The sequence below is a fragment of the Streptomyces sp. SAI-135 genome, from assembly GCF_029893805.1.
Taxonomy (GTDB): Bacteria; Actinomycetota; Actinomycetes; order Streptomycetales; family Streptomycetaceae; genus Streptomyces.
Genome location: NZ_JARXYP010000002.1, coordinates 5887259 through 5909159, shown reverse-complemented (window position 1 = coordinate 5909159; position 21901 = coordinate 5887259). Strand labels below are relative to the sequence as shown.

Sequence of the window (21901 nt, the reverse complement as noted above, 5' to 3'; positions counted from 1 at the left end):
CCCGTCCGCCGGTGTACCCTCGCCCGTCCCGCCCCGCTCGCGCGCCCGCATTACGGCCCATACGCTCCGAAATGTGACGCCATCCTTGATACGGGGCCGACCGCGGCGGAGCCGCTCGCACCTGTCCGTGCGGGTGGCGCACGCCCTGCTGGGCGTGGTGATCGCGGTCGTGTGGCTGGTGTTGCCGTGGATGACGATCAACGACGACGCTCCGGTTGCGGGCGCCCGGGCCGGTGCCGCCGCCCCGGCCGAGGACGAGTCCTCCGGCACCGACCTCGTCCTGCCGGTCGCCGCTCTCGTCGTCGTGGTGGTCCTGGCGGCCTGGGGCTCGGTCCGCCGGATGCGCCGCACCCGCGGCCGTACGACACCGGCGGCCGCCGGCACGACCCACGTCGGCGTGTACCCCTCCCCCGCGGCCACGCCCCCGCTCGCGGACCTGGACGACCGTTCCCGGGCCGCGCTGGTCGACGCCGACAACCGTCTTCGCGCGCTCCGCGAGGAACTCGCCTTCGCCGAGGCCCTTTCCGGTCCTGAGGCGGTGGCCCCCCTCGCCGGGGCGGCCGAGGCGGCGGAGGCCGAACTGGCGGCGGCGTGCGCGATACGGCGGCGCTACGACGAGGGCGTCCCGGAGGGGGCGGCCGCCCTCGCCGGGGTCGTGGGCCGCTGCGAGGAGGCCGAGCGGCGGGTGACGGGGGCGGCGGAGAGCCTGCGGGCCGTGCGGGGGCTGGAGCACGACCCGGCCGCGGCCCTGGCGTGCGCCGAGACGCGCTTCCGTGAGCTGACCGCCCGCACGGCCGAGGTGGGGACCGCGCCCGCGGACGACTCCGTCACCGGGTACGTCGAACTGGCCAAGGACAGCCTGGTCGCCGCCACCGTCCACCTCAACCAGACCCACCTGGCCACCGCCTCCGAGCGTCCGGACCAGGCGGCCGGCCGGCTGCGCGCGGCGGAGACCGCGATCGCCCGGGCGGACGTGCTGGTCACGGCCGTGACCCGGCTGCGCGCCGCGCGCACCGAGGCCGCCCGGCTGATCCCGCCCGCCCTCACGGGCGCCGAGGCGGAACTGGCCCCCTCACGCGACGGCACCACCTACGAGGGCGAGACCTACGCCCGGCTCCTGCACGCCGACGCCGTCCTGGCCGCCGTACGACGGGAGACGACGTCCGGGCAGCCGTACGACCCGCTCGGGGTGCTGCGGCGGATCGTGCACGCGACCGCGCCCCTGGCGGCCGGCCGGTCGGGCGTGCTCCCGGTGGCCGCGCTGCTGGTCGCCCGGGAGTCGCTGGCCGCGGCGGACGACTACGTCACCGTCCACCGCGAGGCGGTCGGTGCCGCGCCCCGCGTCCTGCTCTCGGAGGCACGGCTGACCGACGAACCGGCGCGGGCGGACGTCCTGGCCCGCGAGGCGCGTGACCTCGCCGAGCGGGACGTACGCCTGCGCGGGCACCCCGCCTAGAAGAGGCTCAGCAGGGCCTCCGCCGGGTCCACCATGCCGTTCTCCCCGTCCGGCAGCGGCAGTTCGAACCACACCGTCTTGCCGCGCGGGGTCCGGCGGGAGCCCCAGGCCGCGCTGAGCAGGCCGACCAGTTGCAGTCCCCGGCCGCCCTCGTCGGTGTCGCGGGCGCGCCGGCGGCGCGGCTGGACCAGGCCGGAGTCCCAGACCTCGCAGACCAGGGTGCGGTCGAGCAGCAGGCGCAGCCTGATGTCACCCTCGCCGTACCGCAGGGCGTTCGTGACCAGCTCGCTGACCAGCAGTTCCGTGGTGTCGACCAGCGGTTCCAGGTCCCAGCTCAGCAGCTGCCCGCGGGCGTACTCGCGGGCCCGGCCCACACTGCGCGGCTCGCGCGGCAGCGTCCAGTCGCCGACGGACTCGGTGGGCAGGCCCTGGACACGTGCCATCAGCAGCGCGATGTCGTCCTCACCGTGGTGGGTGTCGAGGGTGTTGAGGACGTGGTCGCAGACGTCCTCCAGCGGGGCGGAGGGGTCGGTGAGCGCTCCGACGAACGCCTGGAGACCCTCGTCGAGGGGGTGATCGCGGCTTTCGACCAGTCCATCCGTGTAGAGCGCGAGCAGGGCGCCTTCGGGTAGTTCGACCTCCACCTCCTCGAAGGGCTCGCCGCCGACGCCGAGCGGCATGCCGGGCGGCACGTCGAGCATCAGCGCGTCCTCGCCGGGTTCGACCAGCACGGGCGGCAGATGGCCGGCGTTGGCGAAGGTGCAGCGGCGGGTCACCGAGTCGTAGACGGCGTACACGCAGGTCGCGAGGTACACCTCGGACAGGTCCGCCTCCCGGGGGCGGCGGGCCGCGCGCGTGGCCTGCTGGACCCCGCCGGGGGCACCGAGTCCGCGCGCGATCTCGTCCAACGCGGCGAGCACCTCGGCCGGTTCGAGGTCCAGGAGGGCGAGGGTCCGCACCGCCGAACGGAGTTCGCCCATCGCGACCGCGGCCCGCAGCCCGCGGCCCATCACGTCACCGACCACCAAGGCCGTGCGGTGGCCCGGCAGTTCGATGACGTCGAACCAGTCGCCGCCGACCTCGCTGGGGCGGTCGGCCGAGGAGTTGCCGGGCAGATAGCGGCAGGCGATGTCCAGTCCGGAGGCGACCGGGTCGCCGGGCGGCAGCAGGGACCGCTGGAGTATCAGCGCCCGTTCGTGCTCCCTCCGGTACAGGCGGGCGTTGTCGATACAGACCGCCGCCCGCGCCGCCAGCTCCACCGCGAGATCCCGGTCCCGGTCCCCGAACGGCTCACTGCCCTTGGTCCGGGAGAACTGCGCGAGTCCTACGACGGTGTCGTGGGCGACCATCGGCACCGCGAGCGTGGACTGCACGAGGCCGCCCTCCTCGGCCGGGATGTACTGCGGCCGGGCGGTGCGCAGGGCGTCCGCGCAGGGCGAGTTGAAGGGGTAGTGGTGGACCGCCCCGACCGAGACGGGGGCGCCGGAGCCGGCGAAAGGGGCGTCGGAGACCGCGCTGGCGAAGGCCACCCGGCGCAGTTCGGCGCTGCCGTCGGCGAGCCCGGGCGGGGTCTCGTCACCGGCCAGCAGCCCCTGGTAGAGGTCGACGGTGGCCAGGTCGCAGAAGCCGGGCACGACGACGTCGAGGAGTTCGCGGGCCGTGGTCTCCAGGTCGAGCGAGTTCCCTATGCGGGCACCCGCCTCGTTCAGAAGGGCGAGATTGCGCCGGGCGGCCGCTGCCTCGCGGGCGGCGGCGCGGCGGGCGGTGATGTCGGTTCCCAGCCAGGCGATGCCGATGGGCCGGCCGGATCCGCTGCGCACCCGGTACAGGTTGATGGACCAGTGGCGGCGCTCGTCGGAGCCCGGCAGAAAGCCCGTGACGTGCATGTCCGTGATGGAGTCGCCGGTCTCCAGGACCCGGCGCAGGGTCGCGGTGACCCGCTCGGCCTCGGGGCGCGGCAGATAGTCGTGGACGCCCTTGCCCCGGTGGTCGTCCGGGCTGCCGCCGAAGAGGGAGGCGAAACGGTAGTTGACGCGGCGGACCCGCAGTTCGGGGTCGATCAGCACGAACCCGAAAGGGGATTGACCGAAAATCGCCTGCGAGGCGGCGAGGTCGGTCTCGATGCTGCGCAGCGTGCGGACATCGACGACGATGCAGACCGCCGCCTTCTCGCCCTCCTCGGTCCGGGTCGGCATCACATAGACCTCGGCCAGCCCCTCCCGGCCGCACTCGCCGTCGGCCGCCGACGCGGGCACCCGGAAGGGGACCACGCCCGTCCACTCGCGGCCGTCCAGGATCTCCGCCATCTTCCGCTGGCCCTGCGCGCGCAGGTCCGGGTCGATGAAGGCCTCGATGGGGTCCATGCCGACGGCGTGCTCGGCGGGGATGCCGAAGAGCTGCTCGGCGCGCAGGCTCCACTGGTCGACCAGACCGTCCGGGCCTATGGAGAAGGACGCGACCTTGATGTAGTCGTAGATCGAGCCGGGCGGGCTGCTCTGCCACATGGCGTCCGCGGACGGCATGTCGCCGTGGCGGAGCTCTGCCACGGCATCCGCGGCCTCCGCCCTCGCGCCGTCCGACGGGTCCTTCGACTCCGTGGCCTTCGCTGGTATCTCGCTCACGCGAACCGTCCCCTCCAGCTCACCGCGTCCGGTACCGGTCACCGGGGGCGGCTGCCCGCAGTATCCAGCACTACGGCGCCGCACAACACGGTGTTCACGATCACAGCACGATCCCGACGGTTTTCGGTCCGGGCTGCGACAACACTCCCAGTCTTCTAACCAGCGGACACGGCGTCGAATCACGTCTGCCGACAACCGCCACTGGCCTGAACCAGCCGATGGACAGCGGAAGGGGGGCCGTACAGGTGTTCATGGTGTTCCGCACCGCGATCAGATCCCGTTCATGCCGGCACCGTGAGTTCGAACCAGACCGTCTTGCCGGTCGCACCGGGACGGGTACCCCAGCGGTCGGCGGCATGGGCGACCAGTTGCAGACCGCGCCCGCTCTCGTCGTCCAGGTCGGCGACGCGCTCCCGGGGCGGGTCGGGGAGGGGGTCGGAGACCTCGACCAGGAGGACGCCGCCGACGCCCGCGGGGCGGACCAGCCGGACACCGATGGGTCCGGTGGCGTGCCGCAGGGAATTGGTCACCAGCTCGCTGACGAGCAGGGCGGCGATGTCGGCGAGGCCGTCGAGGTGCCAGGCGGCCAGCCGGTCCCGGACAGCCGTCCTGGCGGCGCGCACGGCACCCGGATCCGCCGGGAAAGTCCACTTGGCGCAGTCGCCTTCGGTGTCGATCACGCCGATCACATCCCGGGCCAGCCCATGTCCGCTTTCGTGGGGTTAAGGGGCACATACCCGATATCAGGGGCGCGGTACCGTGCCGAATGGCTTAAGGAGGGCGCCTACGAGCCCGGGGGCACCTTCCGTCCCGGGCGTGCGGGTCCGTGGGGGCTTGTCGCGCCGTTTCCCGCGCCCCTGAATGCCTCCAGCGCACCGATGGCTTCCACGTCCTGGTCGAGCCAGTCGACGTCCCCGACCTGGTCCGGGGTCAGCCAGCGCAGGTCGTCGTGGTCCTGAAGGGGCTTGGGGTGCGGGGAGCCGGGCAGCGCGCGGGCCGTCCAGACCTGGAGGGCGTACGGGGGTTTCAGGGGCCACTCACCCGGGACGCGCTCCAGCACCTCCGCCTCGACGCCCAGCTCCTCCCGGAGTTCGCGCACGAGGGCCGCCTCGGGTGACTCCCCCGGTTCCACCTTGCCCCCGGGCAGCTCCCAGCGGCCGGCCAGTTCAGGGGGTGCGCTGCGGCGGGCGGCGAGGAGGCGGTCGCCGTCGTACAGGGCGGCCGCCACCACCACGATCCGTTCCGTCATGCGCCGGAGCCTACGGGAGGCTCCGTCAGTCGGCCGAACTCGCGCCGTTCGGGCCGATGCGCTCGACCCAGTAGAGCTGCTTGTGGCCGCGGGCATCGAGACTGTCGGCGATCTTCTGGGCCTCGGCCCGGGTCGCGTACCTGCCCACGCGGTAGCGATTGCCGTTGTCGTCCTGTCGTATGACGAGCCAGGGAAGAGTGATCGTGCCGTCGTTCATTGCGCCCCACCGCTCCTTCCCGACCTGCGTCGAGCCCCACCCGATAAGGAAACCGCAATCCGCATATGCCCGAGCCTACGCCCTACCTTTACGCAGCGAACACGCGTTTTCACAAAGAGGTACGCAACCAGCCAGGACGGACTCCTGCGACAGGGGCGCGCACCGGTGAACACGCCCCCGGTGGCGGGCCATGCCTCCGGTCAGGGAGGCGTCCGGGACAGCGGTGTCGACCTGCGAGAACGGCCGAATTCGAACGGCGTTCGCCTGCGGTCCGGTTGGGTGTTCGCCCCGGGCAACTTCCCCGGGGAGCGCACTACTTCACCGGAAGGTGGTACGCGACCTGGTAACGGTCGGCCGGAATCACCACGTCGGCCGTCTCCACCGGACGGCCCGAGGCGTAGTAGGTGCGGTGGACCACGAGGACGACATGCCCGGGGACACCCCCCAGGGCGAGCAGTTCCTCGGCGAGACCGGGGCGGGCGCCGACCTCCTCGGTGACGTTGTCCACCACGACGTCGATGGCGGCCATGCGCTCGACCACCCCCATGCCGCCCAGGGGGCCCTCCTCGGGGAGCATCACGGGAGTGCGCCCGGTGACCGCGAGCGGCTCCCAGGAGGTGGAGAGCATGATCGGCTCACCGGCCTCCCGGAAGACGTACTTCGTGCACATCACCCGGTCACCGGCCCGGATGGCGAGCCGCTCGGCGATGACCGCCGAGGCCTCGGTCTGCCGGCTGCTGGACTCCCAGGTGCCGCGCCCCTCCCCGTCGGCCTGCTCCTGCCGGAAGGGGGTGGCACCGGACGCCGGGCGGTAACCGGAGCGGGCGATACGGCGGGGCACCGGCCGCTCGCGGACATAGGTCCCGGATCCGGAGCGGCCCTCGACCAGGCCCTCGGCCATCAGCACCTTGCGGGCCTCCAGCGCGACGGTGTCCGAGACGCCGTACTCCTCGCGGATCCGGGCCTGGGACGGCAGGCGGGTGTGCGGTGGCAGCGAACCGTCGACGATCTTCTTGCGGAGATCACCCGCGACACGCAGGTACGCCGGCTGCTCACCGAATGTCACTGGCCGCTCCCATCAGGTTGTACAGACAGCAACAGCGTGGCAACCGTGGGTTCGGCCATGCAAGCAAAGGCCAGAGAATCACTCGATGTGATGACATGTGCCGGTGGTGGGCTTTACGCAGGCACTTTCTCCCCGCTATGGCGGCGATCACACATTGAGTTCGCCACCGCTCGACTCCCCGCTCCCGTCGCCGCTCTCCTCGTCGTACGCCGGCCGCTTCGTGGCCAGGCCCAGAGCCTTGCGTGCGGTGACCGTGCTGGGGCCGTCGACGAACTCGTACCCCTTGTCGTAGTGGATGTAGAAAGCGTCCACGTCGTCGTCCTCGGCCGCGGCGACCGCCTTCGCCCACTCGTCGCGCGCCTCCCCCAGGTCCTTCACCAGGGCCGCGACCTGCTTGTCGGCCGTGGCCGGCCAGGACGGCGCGCGAAGGGCGTCCATCTGCTCGCCGAGGCTGTCGTGGACGTCCCGCGACCAGTCCAGGTAGCCGGGCAGGTCGTCCTCCGGGTAGTCCTCGGGCTCCTCCCACAGCACGCTGTCGAGGGCGTTGAGGGACTTGAGGAGGGTGATCTGGTACGTGTCGAGCGTCGTCTCGTCGGCGCGCAGCGATCCGGTCAGCGTGCCCTGCTCGTCGGTGTTGCCGAAGATGCACGTGACCTCGCGGTCGCCGAGGCGCCAGCTCTGCCGGGTCGGGCCGAAGTAGTACACGTCGACGTCCTCGGGCAGCGCCCAGCTGTCCATGGCGTAGGCGTCCTGGAGCGGGTAGCACTTCTCGTCGGCGGCGTCGGAGACCGCGCTGTCGCCCGGGAAGGCGGAGCCGGTCATCCTGAACTCGCCGAACACCTCGCCGTCGTGCTCACCCGCGCAGGGCACCTGGTCGACGTCGTACGTCAGACCTTCGAGGGACTCCCCCGGCGCGTCGAAGCACTGTCCCTTCACCACCGAGAAGGCCGTGCCCTCGGTCGCGCCCTTCTTGAACCCGTCCCAGGCCTCGGAGAGCCCTCCGGTGGCGAGCGCGGTCACCCACAGGGCGAGCCCGAGCGAGGACAGGATCGACCCGGCGATCGCCAGCCCCTTGCCGGACTGGCCCTTCTTCCGGATCTGCGCCAGCGCGATCACCCCGAGGACCAGGCCCACGGCCGGGAAGCAGCACAGCACACCGAGCACCAGGGAGGCGACGGCGAGGCCGTTGACGGAGGAGGGGCGGGCGTAGGGACTGTAGCCCTGTCCCCAGGTCTGGTACGGCGGACCATAGGGTTGCCCGTACGACTGCTGCCCATACGACTGCTGCCCATACGGCTGTTGTCCCGGTGGCGGCGGCCCGTACGGGTCCGGGGCCGGGGACGGCCCCTGGGCGGGGTCGGGCTGGTGGGGCCCAGGGGGCGGGGGTATGGACACGGGTACCGTGCTCCTGGTTCAGGCAGTGGTGGGGAACTGACGTACGACAGGGCGCATGGTATGCGCGGGGCGGGCGGGGGTGGAATGCCGATCACTGGTGCGACGACCCAGGCGGTGAACGGACTCACGGCACGGTGGGCGGGGGTGTGCTCACGGGGGACCGTGTTCTCGGCGGCCGGGGTGTGGCCGCTGCTGGCCTTCCTGGCCGACGGCGCGCGGGGCCCGGCACGGGACGAGCTGGCGGGGGCCCTCGGGGTGCCCGCCGGACAAGCGGCCGCGGCGGCACGGGAGTTGCTCGCGGGACTTGCCGACGCGAAGGCGCTGGACTGCGCGCTCGGGCTGTGGACCAGGCGGACGCTGGAGCCCCGCGAGGAGTGGGCGGCCGGGCTGCCCACCGACGCGCACGGCGTCCTCACCGGCGATCCCGCCCTGGATCAGCGGGAGCTGGACGCCTGGGCCGCGAAACGCACGGGCGGGCTGATCGAGCGGATGCCGGTGGAGGTGCGGGACGACACCGACCTCGTGCTGGCGAGCGCGCTGGCGCTGCGGACCGCCTGGCTGCGGCCCTTCGAGTCGCGTCCGCTGCGGCCGTCCGCGGGCCCCTGGCGGAACCGGACCCTGCGCGGGCTGCACCGCCGGAGCGTGCGGCTGGACCGGGTCGGGGTGGCGACCGCGCCCGAGGGCCGGGTCACCGGGGCGAAGGTGCTCGGCGACAACGGCGTCGACGTCCATCTCCTGCTCGGCGACGAGCAGATGACGCCGGGGCAGGTGCTGGCGGCGGGAGCGGCCGTGCTCGACGGCACGCGTCCGGTCGTACGGGGATCCTCGCTCCCGCACGGACTCGCGGGCCCGGGACTGCGGGTGGAGGAGCGGCCGTGTGCCGACCCGCGGCAGCCGACGCTGGAGGTGACCACGGCCGCTTTCGAGGTGCGGGCCCACCACGATCTCCTGGACCTGCACGGGCTGTTCGGCCTCGGCTCGGCCCGGGACACGCGGCAGGGCCACTTCCCCGGCATCAGCGCCTCGCCCCTGGCCGTCGGTTCCGCCCGGCAGTCCGTCCTGGCCCGCTTCGACGCGCTCGGCTTCGAGGCGGCCGCGGTGACGGCGGTCGCGGCGGCGCCGGGCGGGCCGCCGCCCGCACCCCGGTACCTGTCGACCGTGGTGACGGCCGTCTTCGACCGCCCCTTCGGCTTCCTCGCCGTGCACCGGGAGACGCGGCTGGTGCTGATGGCGGGATGGGTGGACGAGCCCTGGTGACGAGCCGGGCTCAGTCGTCGAAACCCGTGGCCCGGGTGCTCTTCTCCCAGGCGACGACGTCGGACCGTACGCCGTCGAGGTGGTCGAGGACGGCTGTCACCGCGTCGTCGCCGAGAGGCAGCCGCAGCGGCGTCCGTTCGGCCTCGAGCGCGGCCCGGATCAGGGCGGCCGCCTTCGCGGGGTCGCCCGCCTGGGTGCCGTCGCCGCCGGCGACGAACCCGCGGGTCTCGCTCACCTTGGCGTAGATCCCGCTGTCGGCGCTGACCCCGGCACGGCTCGCCTCGAACAGCGAGGTGCGGAAGGCGCCCGGCTCCACGATCAGCACCTTGATGCCGAACTCCCGGACCTCGTCGGCGAGCCCCTCGGACAGGCCCTCCAGCGCGAACTTCGTCCCGCTGTACGCCGAGAAGCCCGCGAAGGACATCTGGCCGCCCATGCTGCTCATCTGCACGATCGCCCCCGACCGTCGCTCGCGCATGGAGGGCAGCACCGCCCTCGTCAGCGCCGCCGGCCCGAAGACGTGCAGGCCGAACAGTTCGCGCAGTTCGTCCTCGGTGGTCTCCTCGAAGGCCCCGACGTGGGTGCGGCCCGCGTTGTTGACCAGCACGTCGATCCGGCCGTGCCGGGCCAGCACGTCCCGTACGGCGGCCTGCGCGGCGGCCGTGTCGGTCACGTCCAGGCACAGCGCCTCCACCTGGTCGGGGTGGGCGGCCACCAGGTCGTCCAGCGCCTCGGGCCTGCGGGCCGCGCCCACCACGACATCGCCGTCGGCCAGGGCCGCCTCGGCGATCGCCCGCCCGAAGCCGCTGCTCGCGCCCGTGATCAGCCACACCTTGTTCATGACGACTCCTCGTGATTGCACTGCTTGTTCACCAACCACCCTGCTGGGCAATGCGGTTGCCGGTCCAAGACCCACGGTGATAACCGATGGCTATGACGACCGACGTACATGTACGGGACCTGCGCTACTTCCTCGCGGTGGCCGAGGAGCTGCACTTCACCCGCGCGGCCGAGCGGCTGTACGTGTCGCAGCCCGCGCTGAGCAAGCAGATCCGGGCGCTGGAGCGGCAGTTGGGCGTGGAGCTGTTCCGCCGGGACCCGCGGGGCGTGCTGCTCACCGAGGCGGGTGAGGCACTGCTGCCGCACGCCCGGCGGGTGCTGGAGGCCTGGTCGGGAGCGGACGCCGCGATGGCGGCGGCCCGGGCGGCGGGGCGCGGCACCCTGGTGGTGGGCATGAGCACCAGCCCCGGCCGCGGTGGTCTGCTGCCGGCGATCCGCTCCCGCTTCACGGCCGCGCATCCGGAGGCGGTCGTACGGCTGCGGCAGATGGGCTGGCAGGACCCGACCGCGGGTCTGGCGGACGGCGGGACGGAGGTCGCGTTCGTCTGGCTGCCGCTGCCCGACGAGGAGCGCTACGGGTGGACCGTGGTCGCCGAGGAGCCCCGTCTGGTCGCCCTCCCCGACAGCCATCCGCTCGCCGCGCGCGAGGAGATCGACTTCGCCGACCTCGCCGACGAGCCGTTCCTCGCCCTGCCGCCGAGCGCGGGCCCCCTGCGCGACTTCTGGCTCGCCGTCGACGAACGGTCCGGCCGGCCGCCCCGCGTCGGCGCGGAGATCGCGGGCACCGAGGAGACGTACGAGGCCCTCGTCGCCGGCCTGGGCATCTGCCTCGTGGCCGCCGGCAACGCCCCCCTGATCACCCTGGGCGGGGTGGTCACCCGGCCGGTGCGCGGGATCGGCCCGAGCAGATATGTGCTGGCCTGGCGCAGGGAGGACGGGGGGCGGCCGCTGGTGCGGGGGTATGCGGGGCTTGTCGGTGGGTGGCGGAAGCGGGGGCTGGAGGGCATGAGTGAGGCCGGGGCCGGGCCCAGGGGCTGAGGCCGGGCCGGGACTCAGGCCGGGGCGGGGGGTGGGAGCGGAGGCGGAGGCCGGGACTCAGGCCGGGGGCGGGGCGGGGCCGGGGCAGGGGCGGACGCGGAGGTGGCCGAGCCGATCACGCTCACGCACGCCCCCGCGGCGGAGCCGCTGATGGATGCTTACGCGCCGGACCAGGAGCTGTACAGCAGCGTCGCCGAGGCGGAGGCCGCGGCCACGCGCGGGCGTGGCCGCCGCAGGGCGAGCCGCCGGGCGTCCACTCCGGCCGGTGCCCCGCGGGGCGGCGGGTCGCGGAGGTCGGGCGGTGCCGAGGCTGAGGGGCGCGTGTTCCGGGTCGCGCCGGCCCTTCTCACTCGGCGGCCGTGAGACTCTCGTCCGTCATGCCGAGCCGGGCCTGTTCCTCCTCGACGATCCGCCGGGCCAGGTCGGTGTCCGACACGTCGATCGCGTCCGGGGACGCCTCGGCCACGGCGCTGCGGCGGGCGTAGGCGTCGAAGAGGCGGGTCTTGGTCTCCAGCAACCTCACCAGGCGTTCGTCGACGCCCCCGGTGGCGAGGAGACGGTACACACGGACCGGTCTGACCTGCCCCATACGGTGCGCCCGGGCCACCGCCTGGTGCTCGGTGGTCGGCTTGATCTGGGGTTCGCACAGGACCACGACGGAGGCGGCCTGAAGGTTGAGGCCGACGCCGGCCGCCTGGATCTGCGCCAGGAGCACCGCGGGACCCTGGACGGCGGCGAAGTCGTCGACGATCTGCTGCCGCCGCCCGGCCGGCACACCGCCGGTGAACGGGCCGAACAGGAGGGTGCCGTCGGCCGCGAGGGCGTCCTCGACCACCCCCAGGACGTCCTTGAAATGGGAGAAGACCACCGTCTTCTGCCCGTTCTCCCCGGCCTCCTGGACGATCTCCCGGAGCCGGTCCAGCTTGGCCGACTTCTCGGGGCGCAGGTACGCGGCCCGGCGCATCGCCATGAAGTTGCCGGAGCGCACGGCCTCCCGGTAGGCCTCCTCGTCCGACGCGCTCAGTTCCTCCCACTGGTCGGTGTGCTGGAGACTCGGCAGTTCCGTCAGCACGTCCTCCTGGTTGCGCCGCAGGTACACCGGCGCCACGGCCTTGCGGAACGCGACCGATCCGGCCGGCGCGTCCCGTCCGCCGAGGGAGTCCGCGAGGCCGCCGTCGAGCATCCGGACCAGATGGTGGAACTCCGAGACCCGGTTCTCCATCGGCGTCCCGGTCATCAGGAGGGTGCGCTCACAGCGCTCCGCCCATCCGGCGACCGCCTGGGACCGCTTGGCCTTCGGGTTCTTCACGGAGTGCGCCTCGTCGACCACGAGCAGGGCGACCTCCCCGCCGCCGGGCGCGGGCGCGGGAAAGCCGCGCAGCGCGTCGAAGGTGGTCACCGCGACCCCGCCCCGCTCCCTCCAGTCGGCGAACGCGTGGTGGCGGCCGGGGCCGTGGAGCACCGTGACCCGCAGAGTGCTGCGGGCCTCGATCTCCCGGGTCCAGTTCACGAGGAGGCTCGCCGGGCAGACGACCATGAAGTGGCTCTGTCCCCCGGCGGCCAGATGGGCCAGCACGGCGATCGCCTGGATGGTCTTGCCGAGTCCCATCTCGTCGCCGAGGATCACCTTGCGCTGCGCGAGCGCGAACCGGGCGCCGAACGCCTGGTAGCCGCGCAGGGAGACCCTCCGGTGCGTGTCGTCGAGGTGCTGGGTCCGTACCCGCTCGGCGATCTCGTCCGGCAGGAAGCCCTCGGCGGCGGCCACGTCCGGCTGCCGCCCGGAGATCTCCGCGAGCAGGCTGTAGTACTCGGCGGAGCGGAGTTCGAAGTCCACCCAGGCCGCGATGTCGGTCGCGGGCCCCCGGAGCAGGTCCACCGAGGCCTGGGCGAACAGTCCGGGCAGGCCCGCGCGCTCCGCCTCGTCCACCAGCGAGCGGATCTCGGCGACGGCGCCCCACGCGCGAGCCTTCTTCTCCTGGCCCGCCAGGAGCATCCGGATCCGCCCGGCGGCGAGCCGGGCGTCGGTGAGCAGCGGACCGAGCCGTTTCGACAGGACGGCGGCCCTGTCGACCGCGCGCCGGGCGTCCGGACCGGCCTCCACCAGGACGTGCAGGGCCATGACCAGCGCGGTGGTGCTCGGTTCCGGCCGCTCCACGTCGAGGTGGACGGCCACGGTCTCGTGCGCGGCCTCGGAGAGCCGGCGGGCGGCCGCGAGCACCTGGTCGACGGTGCGCTGCCCGACACCGGGGATCTGCCGCAACCGGTAGGGGCCCGCTTCGAGGACTTCGCCGACCGTGCGCAGGCCGCTCCTCTCGACACTCCCGAGCCGCAGCCGCCCTTCGGTGACGTCCTGCAACCGGGCCACGGGGATCGCGTCGAGCTCCCGCCGCACCGCGGCGTCGTGGATCGGCCTCAGCGCGGCCCGTACGGCGTCCGCCGCCCTGCCGTGGTCGACGACGACCGCCTGGGCCGCCCGGTACAGCCGCGCACCCCTCGCGACCGCGTCCCGCTCACCACGTCCCACGCCCCCGCCCCTCCATGGACAGAAACCTGTGCCCGCCCGCCGGGGAGCGGGCGCGCACAGGTTCCCGGCTGCCGTCAGACGTTGAAGCGGAACTCCACGACGTCCCCGTCCTGCATGACGTAGTCCTTGCCCTCCATCCGCGCCTTCCCCTTCGCGCGGGCCTCGGCCACCGAGCCGGTCTCCACCAGGTCGTCGAAGGAGATGACCTCCGCCTTGATGAAGCCCTTCTGGAAGTCGGTGTGGATCACGCCGGCCGCCTCGGGAGCCGTGGCGCCCTTCTTGATGGTCCAGGCGCGGGACTCCTTGGGGCCGGCCGTGAGGTAGGTCTGCAGGCCGAGGGTGTTGAAGCCGACGCGGGCGAGGGTGGCCAGGCCGGGCTCCTCCGCGCCCACCGACTCCAGCAGCTCCATCGCGTCCGCCTCGTCGAGCTCGGCGAGGTCCGCCTCCAGCTTGGCGTTGAGGAAGATCGCCTCGGCGGGGGCGACCAGGGCGCGCTGCTCGTCCTTGAAGGAGTCGTCGACCAGTTCGTCCTCGTCGACGTTGAAGACGTACAGGAAGGGCTTCGTGGTCAGCAGGTGCAGGTCGTGCAGCAGTTCCTCGTTGCCGGAGCCCTGGACGATGCCCGCGGAGAAGAGGGTGTCGCCCTTCTCCAGGATCTCCTTGGCCTCCTCGACGGCCTTGACCTTCGGGGCGATGTCCTTCTTGATCCGCGACTCCTTCTGGAGGCGGGGCAGGACCTTCTCGATGGTCTGGAGGTCGGCGAGGATCAGCTCGGTGTTGATCGTCTCGATGTCGTCCTTGGGCGAGACCTTGCCGTCGACGTGGACGACGTTCTCGTCCTTGAAGGCGCGGATGACCTGGCAGATCGCGTCCGACTCACGGATGTTCGCGAGGAACTTGTTGCCCAGGCCCTCGCCCTCGCTCGCGCCGCGCACGATGCCCGCGATGTCCACGAAGTCGACGGTCGCCGGGAGGATCTTCTGGGAGGAGAAGATCTCGGCCAGTTTGGTCAGGCGCGGGTCCGGGACGCCGACGACGCCGACGTTCGGCTCGATCGTGGCGAACGGGTAGTTGGCCGCCAGCACGTCGTTCTTGGTCAGGGCGTTGAACAGGGTCGACTTGCCGACATTCGGCAGACCGACGATTCCGATCGTGAGCGACACGTTGCGACTTCCCGTACGTGAGAGGAGACGTGAGGAGACTGGCGGCCAGGGGGCCGATCCACCAGTCTACGGCGTGTCGCGGCACGCCCCGGCGGTCCTCTCGAACGCATGGCCAAGGTCTTTCCCACGGCGTGTCCGAGGAGCCATTCGGCACATAAACAGACCTAGGTTGGTCCAGTGGAGCAACACAGGACCCGCCCCCCGCACAACGGAACACGCCGCCCGGACCGAGGAGCGCCACTGCCCGCGCAGGCCCGCGGCGAGCGCCGGCCGCCGGTGGCCCGCCGTCCGCCGCCCCCCGTGGTCCGGACGCTGCGGCGGCTGCGGCGGCTGCCCAATCCCCGGCTCACCGGGCTCGGCGGCGGGCTGTTCTGCGCCGGGCTGATGATCCTGCTCGGCTTTCTCGTCTCCCTGCTGTTCGGCTCCTCGCTGACGCTGTACGGCGTGCTGTTCGTGCCGGTCAGTGTGCTGACGTCGGTCTGGCTGCGCCGGGGTGACCTGCTGACCGCCCCGATCGTCGTGCCGATCGCCTTCGCCGCCGGGCTGGTCCCGGTCGCCGACAGCGGCGGCGGCACCTCGGGCCGCCTGATGGGCCTGTTCACCGCCCTGGCCACCCAGGCCGGCTGGCTCTACGCCGGCACCCTCGCCGCCGGCCTCGTCGCCCTGATCCGCAGGATCCGCTTGGTACGGGCGCGCTCGCGCTGACGTTGACGCGGGGCAGCGGCGGGAGGAGGGGTGTGAGGAGGGGGTGTGAGGGCGGTCGGGCGTGATGCCTTGGCTGCGCGGCTGGCCGGCGGGGCGCCTTGGCTGCGGGGTGGCCGAGGGGAGGGTGGCCATGACAGGGGTGATCGGCGACTCCTCGGCCGACGGGGCGACAGCGGCTCCCCGGTCGGCCGACGGGAGGTCGGCTGCTCCCGGGCCGGGCGGGAGGCCACCGGCACCACGGCTGGGGACGCGGGGGCTCCACGGCTGGGCGGGAGAACGGCGGACGGCGGCTGAAGGGGCGGTCGGCAGGAGGTCTCCGGCTACCCGGTCGGCGGGGCGACGGCGCGCCCTGTCCGGCCGACGGAAAACCCTGAGGCTCCCGGCCCGGCGGGAGGAAGACCGCGGTCCCCCGGCCGAACGGCCGACGAGGGACGGCGACTGAAGCGGTGCCCGACGCAAGGCCGACCACTCCCCGCCCGACAGGACAACAGCAACCCCCCACCGGCCGACGGAAAACCCGCAGGCACCCCGGCCCGGCGGGAGGAAGACCGCGGTCCCCCGGCCGAACGGCCGACGAGGGACGGCGAGGGACGGCGAGGGACGGCGAGGGACGGCGAGGGACGGCGACTGAAGCGGTGCCCGACGCAAGGCCGACCACTCCCCGCCCGACAGAACAACAGCGACCCCCCGCCGGTCGGCGGAAAGCCCGGAGGCGCCCCGGCCCGGCGGAGGAGGGTGGCCGACGCGAGGCCGGCCGCTCGACGGTCGGCGGGGCGACTGCGGCTCCCCGCGACGGGAGGTCGACGCACCGGCCGGACGGGAGGTCAGCGGATTCTCGGCCGGACGGAGCCGGCCGGGGGCTGCGCGACCAGGCGGGGGGCGAAGAGGTCAGCGGCTTCTCGGCCAGGTGGCCTTACTGCTGGGCCGCTCGCATCGCTGCTCCCACGATGCCCGCGTTGTTCTGGAGCTGCGCCGGGACGATCTCGGCCTTGATGCCCTCGATGTGGGGCAGGAACTTCTGGGACTTGCGGCTGACGCCTCCGCCGATGATGAACAGCTCGGGCGAGAAGAGCATCTCGACATGGGCGAGGTACTTCTGGACGCGGTGGGCCCAGTGCTCCCAGGTGAGCTCCTCGTCCTCCCTGGCCTTGCTGGACGCCTTCTTCTCGGCGTCGTGGCCGTGCAGCTCCAGGTGGCCCAGCTCGGTGTTGGGGACGAGGACACCGTCGACGAAGACCGCGCTGCCGATACCGGTGCCCAGGGTGAGCAGGATGACGGTGCCCTTGCGGTCCTTGCCCGCGCCGAAGCTCATCTCGGCGACGCCCGCCGCGTCCGCGTCGTTGACCACGGTCACCGGCAGTCCGCCGAGCCGGTCGCTGAACAACGCGCGCGCGTCGGTGTCGATCCAGCTCTTGTCGACATTGGCGGCCGTACGGATGTGGGATCCGCCGGTGACCACTCCCGGGAAGGTCAGCCCGACCGGGCCGGTCCACCCGAAGTGGTCCACGACCTGCTTCACCCCGTCGGCCACGCCGTCGGGCGTGGCCGGCTGCGGGGTGAGCACTTTGTGACGCTCCTGCGCCAGGTCGCCCTTGTCCAGGTCCACAGGGGCGCCCTTGATCCCGGATCCGCCGATGTCCAAGCCGAAGATCTGCATGGCCCTACGTTACGACGGACGACGGACAGTCACGCCCCGGAGGTCCCCTTGCGCTCCGCGACCAGCGCCGCGGCCTCCTCGCGCAGGTCGCGCCTAAGTTCCTTCGGCAGGGAGAAGGTGATGGACTCCTCGGCCGCCTTCACGAGTTCCACGTCGCCGTAGCCGCGCTGCGCCAGCCACTCCAGGACCTCCTCGACCAGCACCTCCGGCACCGAGGCGCCCGAGGTCACGCCGACCGTGGTCACGCCCTCCAGCCAGGCCTCGTCGATCTCGCCGGCGAAGTCCACGAGGTAGGCCTCGCGGGAGCCGGCCAGCTTGGCGACCTCGACGAGCCGCTTGGAGTTGGAGGAGTTGCGGGAGCCGACCACGATGACCAGCTCGGCCTCGGCACCCATCTGCTTCACCGCGAGCTGACGGTTCTGCGTGGCGTAGCAGATGTCGTCGCTGGGCGGGGAGATGAGCTGCGGGAACTTCTCCTTGAGGGCGTCGACGGTCTCCATGGTCTCGTCGACGGAGAGCGTGGTCTGGGAGAGCCAGACGACCTTCGACTCGTCGCGGACCTCGACCTTGGCGACGTCCGAGGGGCCGTCGACGAGGGTGATGTGGTCGGGGGCCTCCCCGGAGGTGCCGATGACCTCCTCGTGGCCCTCGTGCCCGATCAGGAGGATGTCGTAGTCCTCGTTGGCGAACCGGACGGCTTCCTTGTGGACCTTGGTGACCAGCGGGCAGGTCGCGTCGATGGTGGCGAGCCTGCCGCGCGCGGCCTCCTCGTGGACGACGGGGGCGACGCCGTGCGCCGAGAACATGACGATGTTGCCCGGCGGGACCTCCTCCGTCCGTTCGACGAAGATCGCGCCCTTCTTCTCCAGGGTCTGTACGACGTACTTGTTGTGGACGATCTCGTGCCGGACGTACACCGGAGCGCCGTACTGCTCCAGGGCTTTCTCGACGGCGATCACGGCGCGGTCCACACCCGCGCAGTAGCCACGGGGGGCGGCGAGCAGGACACGGCGGCCAGGCGAAGCGGTCATGCCCCCATCGTAAGGCCGCGTTCGGCCGGTCAAAGATCGCGTGGCCGTGACCTTCCCGGGGAGACTGACCGGGAGATGTGAGGGGCGGGGCGGACGAGGAGCAGGCGGAGGCACGATGTCCGGTACCGGTACGGCGGACCGTACGGCCGAGGAGGAACACGGCGACCTGCGGCGCAGCCTCGGTTTCCGGGACCTCGTGGTCTACGGGCTGCTGTTCATCGCGCCCATGGCGCCCGTCGGCGTCTACGGCACCCTGGACGCGAAGTCGCACGGCGCGGTGGCCCTCGTCTATGTCGTCGCCACCGTGGCGATGGCGTTCACCGCATTCAGTTACGCGCAGATGGTGCGGGTCGTCCCCCAGGCGGGGTCGGTGTTCGCCTACGCGCGCGCGGGGCTCGGGAAGGAGGCCGGGTTCGTCGCGGGCTGGATGGCGATGCTGGACTACCTCCTCATCCCCGCGGTGGCGTACCTGTTCTCCGGCATCGCGATGAACTCCCTGGTCCCCGAGGTCTCGCGCTGGGTGTGGACGGCGCTCGCGGTGGCCGTGACGACACTGCTGAACCTGTGGGGGGTGCGGGCGGCGGCACGGGTCGGTTTCCTGGTGCTGGCGATGGAGATCGTGGTCCTGCTGGTCTTCGTGGTGTCGGCGGTCGTCGTCCTCGCGCGGGACGGCGCCGAGCGCGGCTGGCTGTCGCCGCTGTCCGGGGACGGCACGCAGGGCGCGTTCGCGCTGTCGGCGGTGATCGGGGCGGTGTCGGTCGCCGTGCTGTCGTATCTGGGCTTCGACGCGATCGCCTCCTTCGCGGAGGAGGTCACCGGCGGTTCGCGGCAGGTCGCGCGCGCGGTGCTGTTCTGTCTGGCGCTGGCGGGTGTGCTGTTCGTGGCGCAGACCTATCTGGTGGCCCTGCTGGACCCGACGGCCTCGGCGCAGTACGCGGCGGACCCGGGCAGACAGGGTTCCGCGTTCTACGACGCGGTGGACTCCGCGGCAGGCGGCTGGCTGCACGACCTGGTGGCCGTCAGCAAGGCGATCGGCGCGGCCTTCGCGGCGCTGGCGGGACAGGCGGCGGCCGCACGGCTGCTGTTCGCCATGGGCCGCGACCGGCGCCTGCCGCGCGCGCTGGCGAGGACGGACTCCGGCGTCCCGCGCGTGGCCCTGCTCTGCGCGGCCGGCATCACGCTGGTCGCGGCGGTGTGGGCGGCACGCCGTGACGACGGCATGGACCACCTGGTGTCCGTGGTCGACATCGGAGCCCTGACGGCCTTCACGCTGCTGCACGCGAGCGTGGTGGGCTGGTTCGCGGTCCGCCGCCGCGGCGGGCCGGTGATCTGGTGGCGCCATGTACTGGCACCGGCCGCCGGAGCGGCCGTCACCGTGGCGGTGATCGTGGAGGCGTCGGGCGCCGCGCAGGTGGTGGGCGCGGTGTGGTTCCTGATCGGACTCGCGGTACTGCTCACCCAGCGCGCCCGGTAGCCGCCCGGCGCGGCGGACCGGTGGGGCCGGTAGCAGCCGTGCTGACCCCGGCCACCGGGGCGCCGATCGGTCAATCCACCGGGGGGCCGTGGCTCCCGCTGTTGCTCGCCCAGCGCAGCCGACAGCCGCCCGGGCACGGTGGACCGGCGGGCCGGTGGGCCGGTGGGCGGCCGTGCCGACCCCGGCCACCGGGACGCCGATCCGCCACCCGCCCGGGGGCCGCACAGGCGGACCGCACTCGAGCTACTGCCCAGCGCAGCCGACAGCCGCCCCACCCACCGTCGACCGGTGGGGCCGGTGGCGGGCATGCTGACGCCGGTCAGCGGGGCGCCCATCCGCCACCCGTCCGGGGCGCCACAGGCGGATCGCACTCGCGCTACTGCTCGCCCAAGCGCAGCCGACACCCTCCCCGGGGCACGGTGGGCCCTTGGGGCCGGTGGGCGGCCATGGCGACGCCGGTCGGCTTCGCCTCAGCCGGCGTACGGGCGGACCGGGCTCGGAGTGGTGATCGTCCAGCCAACTGTCGGCCGCTTCGCGGGTGCAGGCTCGCTCGACGGCGCCCAGCGCTGCGGACCGGTCCCCAGCGGTGACGGTGCGTTGTCGTACCCGGCCGTTACGCTCGCGGCATGGCTGTGAACTCGACCCCCGAAACGCCCCTGCCCGTCGGCGAGGTGTCGCGCCTCATCGGCGGCTGGATCGACCGGCTCGGCGCCGTGTGGGTCGAGGGGCAGATCACCCAGCTCTCCCGGCGTCCGGGCGCGGGTGTCGTGTTCCTCACGCTGCGCGACCCGTCGTACGACATCTCGGTGAGCGTGACCTGCTTCCGGCAGGTCTTCGACGACGTCGCCGATGTCGTCGGCGAGGGCGCACGGGTCGTCGTCCTGGCGAAGCCGGAGTGGTACGCGCCGCGGGGCCAGCTCTCGCTGCGGGCCGCCGAGATAAGGCCGGTCGGGGTCGGTGAGCTGCTGGCCCGGCTGGAGCAGCTGAAGAAGTCCCTGACCGCGGAGGGGCTGTTCGCGCCGGAGCGCAAGAAGCCGCTGCCGTTCCTGCCGCAGCTGGTCGGACTGGTCTGCGGCCGGGCCTCGGCCGCCGAGCGGGACGTCCTGGAGAACGCCAGGCACCGCTGGCCGGCCGTCCGCTTCGAGGTGCGCAACGTCCCGGTGCAGGGGGTGCACGCCGTCCCGCAGGTCGTGCAGGCGGTCAAGGAGCTCGACGCGCTGGACGACGTGGACGTGATCATCGTGGCGCGCGGCGGGGGCAGCGTGGAGGACCTGCTGCCGTTCTCCGACGAGCAGTTGGTGCGGGCGGTCGCGTCCTGCCGTACGCCGGTGGTCTCGGCCATCGGGCACGAACCGGACACCCCGCTGCTCGACTACGTCGCCGACCTCAGGGCCTCCACACCGACGGACGCCGCCAAGAAGGTCGTACCGGACGTCGGGGAGGAGTACGAACGGGTGCGGGCGCTCAGGGACCGCGCGCGGCGGTGTGTGGAGTCTTTCCTCCAGCGGGAGGAGCGGGGGCTGGCACACGCCCTCGCGCGGCCGTCGATAGAGGATCCGCACCGGATGATCGACGAGCGCGCCGACCATGTGGCCTCCCTGACGGACCGCGCCCGCCGCACCCTGGGCCATCTGCTGGACCGGGCCGACTCCGAGCTGACGCACACCCACGCGCGCGTGGTGGCCCTCTCCCCCGCCGCGACCCTTCAGCGCGGGTACGCCGTCCTGCAGAAGGCCGACGGGCACGTGGTGCGGGCGCCGGACGAGGTGGCGGCGGAGGACACCCTGCGGGCGCGGGTCGCCGAGGGTGAGTTCACTGTCCGAGTCGATGCATAGGGTGGGCGGATGACCAGCAAGGTGGTGGAAGAGGCGCTCGGGTACGAGCAGGCGCGGGACGAACTGATCGAGGTCGTGCGGCGGCTGGAGGCGGGCGGTACGACACTCGAGGAGTCCCTCGCGCTCTGGGAGCGGGGCGAGGAGCTGGCCAAGGTGTGCCGGCGGTGGCTGGACGGCGCGCGGGCCCGGCTGGACGCGGCGCTGGCCGAGGAGTCGGAGGACGGCGAGGCCGACTCGGAGTAGCGGGTCCGGGTGATCTGTGAAGCGGATCACCAGGCCCCGCTTTTGGTTGAAGGTTGAACTTCATTGGCGTACGGTCGGAGACGTCAACCGGTCCACGGTCCGTTTACGGGACCGACGTACACCCCGAGAA

The 21901-nt window shown here is 72.8% G+C and carries 18 protein-coding genes; 7 read left to right on the top strand and 11 right to left on the bottom strand.

The window, feature by feature from the left end:
• The first annotated feature begins 73 nt into the window (after positions 1-73).
• Positions 74-1456, top strand: a complete 1383-nt coding sequence (locus tag M2163_RS31400; RefSeq protein WP_280895660.1) for a hypothetical protein — start codon at positions 74-76, stop codon at positions 1454-1456.
• Here the strand turns inward: M2163_RS31400 and M2163_RS31395 are convergent.
• From M2163_RS31395 to M2163_RS31370, 6 genes are all read right to left on the bottom strand, one after another.
• The gene (locus M2163_RS31395) at positions 1453-4077 is read right to left on the bottom strand and encodes a SpoIIE family protein phosphatase (RefSeq protein ID WP_280849529.1); all 2625 of its coding nucleotides are present in this window, start codon (positions 4075-4077) and stop codon (positions 1453-1455) included. The genes M2163_RS31400 and M2163_RS31395 overlap by 4 nt on opposite strands.
• Positions 4078-4358: 281 nt before the next feature.
• The gene (locus M2163_RS31390; RefSeq protein WP_280849530.1) at positions 4359-4766 is read right to left on the bottom strand and encodes an ATP-binding protein; all 408 of its coding nucleotides are present in this window, start codon (positions 4764-4766) and stop codon (positions 4359-4361) included.
• Between the two features lie 95 nt (positions 4767-4861).
• On the bottom strand, positions 4862-5326 hold the full coding sequence (locus M2163_RS31385; RefSeq protein ID WP_280849531.1) for a (deoxy)nucleoside triphosphate pyrophosphohydrolase: 465 nt from the start codon (positions 5324-5326) through the stop codon (positions 4862-4864).
• 25 nt (positions 5327-5351) lie between these two features.
• A complete protein-coding gene (locus M2163_RS31380) occupies positions 5352-5543 on the bottom strand; it encodes an SPOR domain-containing protein (RefSeq protein WP_007384464.1) in 192 nt (63 codons plus the stop codon).
• Between the two features lie 313 nt (positions 5544-5856).
• Entirely contained in the window at positions 5857-6609 is a 753-nt protein-coding gene (locus tag M2163_RS31375) for a GntR family transcriptional regulator (RefSeq protein ID WP_280849532.1), read from the bottom strand.
• 147 nt (positions 6610-6756) lie between these two features.
• Complete coding sequence (locus M2163_RS31370) at positions 6757-8004, bottom strand: DUF4190 domain-containing protein (RefSeq protein ID WP_280895659.1); 1248 nt, start codon at positions 8002-8004, stop codon at positions 6757-6759.
• A gap of 84 nt (positions 8005-8088) precedes the next feature.
• Here M2163_RS31370 and M2163_RS31365 point away from each other — a divergent pair, with 84 nt between their 5' ends.
• Complete coding sequence (locus tag M2163_RS31365) at positions 8089-9261, top strand: serpin family protein (protein WP_280895658.1); 1173 nt, start codon at positions 8089-8091, stop codon at positions 9259-9261.
• A 10-nt stretch (positions 9262-9271) separates the two neighbouring features.
• Here M2163_RS31365 and M2163_RS31360 read toward each other — a convergent pair whose 3' ends face one another.
• The gene (locus M2163_RS31360) at positions 9272-10102 is read right to left on the bottom strand and encodes an oxidoreductase (protein ID WP_280895657.1); all 831 of its coding nucleotides are present in this window, start codon (positions 10100-10102) and stop codon (positions 9272-9274) included.
• An 86-nt stretch (positions 10103-10188) separates the two neighbouring features.
• On the opposite strand from M2163_RS31360, the gene M2163_RS31355 reads away from it, so the two are divergent.
• Positions 10189-11139, top strand: a complete 951-nt coding sequence (locus M2163_RS31355; RefSeq protein WP_280895656.1) for a LysR family transcriptional regulator — start codon at positions 10189-10191, stop codon at positions 11137-11139.
• 346 nt (positions 11140-11485) lie between these two features.
• Here M2163_RS31355 and M2163_RS31350 read toward each other — a convergent pair whose 3' ends face one another.
• Both M2163_RS31350 and ychF read right to left on the bottom strand, forming a co-directional pair.
• Positions 11486-13663: a DEAD/DEAH box helicase gene (locus M2163_RS31350; protein ID WP_280895655.1), complete on the bottom strand. Its 2178-nt coding sequence runs from the start codon at positions 13661-13663 to the stop codon at positions 11486-11488.
• A 74-nt stretch (positions 13664-13737) separates the two neighbouring features.
• Complete coding sequence (gene ychF / locus M2163_RS31345) at positions 13738-14826, bottom strand: redox-regulated ATPase YchF (RefSeq protein WP_280849538.1); 1089 nt, start codon at positions 14824-14826, stop codon at positions 13738-13740.
• A gap of 177 nt (positions 14827-15003) precedes the next feature.
• Between ychF and M2163_RS31340 the strand changes: the two genes are divergently transcribed.
• On the top strand, positions 15004-15531 hold the full coding sequence (locus M2163_RS31340) for a DUF6542 domain-containing protein (protein WP_280849539.1): 528 nt from the start codon (positions 15004-15006) through the stop codon (positions 15529-15531).
• A 913-nt stretch (positions 15532-16444) separates the two neighbouring features.
• On the opposite strand, the gene ppgK is transcribed toward M2163_RS31340, so the two are convergent.
• Together ppgK and M2163_RS31330 are read right to left on the bottom strand one after the other, a co-directional pair.
• Positions 16445-17188: a polyphosphate--glucose phosphotransferase gene (gene ppgK / locus M2163_RS31335; RefSeq protein WP_280895654.1), complete on the bottom strand. Its 744-nt coding sequence runs from the start codon at positions 17186-17188 to the stop codon at positions 16445-16447.
• Between the two features lie 29 nt (positions 17189-17217).
• The gene (locus tag M2163_RS31330) at positions 17218-18219 is read right to left on the bottom strand and encodes a 4-hydroxy-3-methylbut-2-enyl diphosphate reductase (protein ID WP_280849540.1); all 1002 of its coding nucleotides are present in this window, start codon (positions 18217-18219) and stop codon (positions 17218-17220) included.
• Between the two features lie 115 nt (positions 18220-18334).
• Between M2163_RS31330 and M2163_RS31325 the strand changes: the two genes are divergently transcribed.
• The 3 genes from M2163_RS31325 to M2163_RS31315 all read left to right on the top strand — a co-directional run bounded on the left by M2163_RS31325 (position 18335) and on the right by M2163_RS31315 (position 21771).
• Positions 18335-19693: an APC family permease gene (locus M2163_RS31325; protein ID WP_280895653.1), complete on the top strand. Its 1359-nt coding sequence runs from the start codon at positions 18335-18337 to the stop codon at positions 19691-19693.
• Positions 19694-20319: 626 nt separating this feature from the next.
• The gene (xseA, locus tag M2163_RS31320) at positions 20320-21528 is read left to right on the top strand and encodes an exodeoxyribonuclease VII large subunit (protein ID WP_280895652.1); all 1209 of its coding nucleotides are present in this window, start codon (positions 20320-20322) and stop codon (positions 21526-21528) included.
• A gap of 9 nt (positions 21529-21537) precedes the next feature.
• The gene (locus M2163_RS31315; protein WP_280895651.1) at positions 21538-21771 is read left to right on the top strand and encodes an exodeoxyribonuclease VII small subunit; all 234 of its coding nucleotides are present in this window, start codon (positions 21538-21540) and stop codon (positions 21769-21771) included.
• Positions 21772-21901: the final 130 nt, after the last annotated feature.